At 67.9% G+C, this 365-nt stretch carries 1 pseudogene; it reads left to right on the forward strand.

Annotation, left to right across the window (positions count from 1 at the left end):
• Positions 1-365, forward strand: a pseudogene (locus tag RCF13_RS07370) (hypothetical protein); the annotation flags it as partial.

Consider the following 365-nt stretch of genomic DNA (forward strand, 5'->3'; position numbering starts at 1 on the left):
ACTGTCGGTACCGTTGGAAGTGCAGTGGGCGGCGCACTGAACGGCACCGTCGGCCAGGTCGGCAGCGCAGTGGGCGGCACGCTCAACAACACGGTGGGCGCAGTCGGTGGCGCAGTTGGCGGTGCTCTGAACGGCACTGTCGGTACCGTTGGAAGTGCAGCGGGCGGCGCACTCAACAACACGGTGGGCGCAGTTGGCGGCGCAGTTGGCGGTGCACTGAACGGCACAGTCAGCACGGTTGGCGGCGCAGTCGGTGGCGCGCTGAACGGTACTGTCGGTACCGTTGGAAGTGCAGTGGGCGGCGCACTGAACGGCACCGTCGGCCAGGTCGGCAGCGCAGTGGGCGGCACGCTCAACAACACGGT

The sequence above is a fragment of the Stenotrophomonas maltophilia group sp. RNC7 genome, from assembly GCF_030910085.1.
GTDB classification, from domain to species: domain Bacteria; phylum Pseudomonadota; class Gammaproteobacteria; order Xanthomonadales; family Xanthomonadaceae; genus Stenotrophomonas; species Stenotrophomonas sepilia.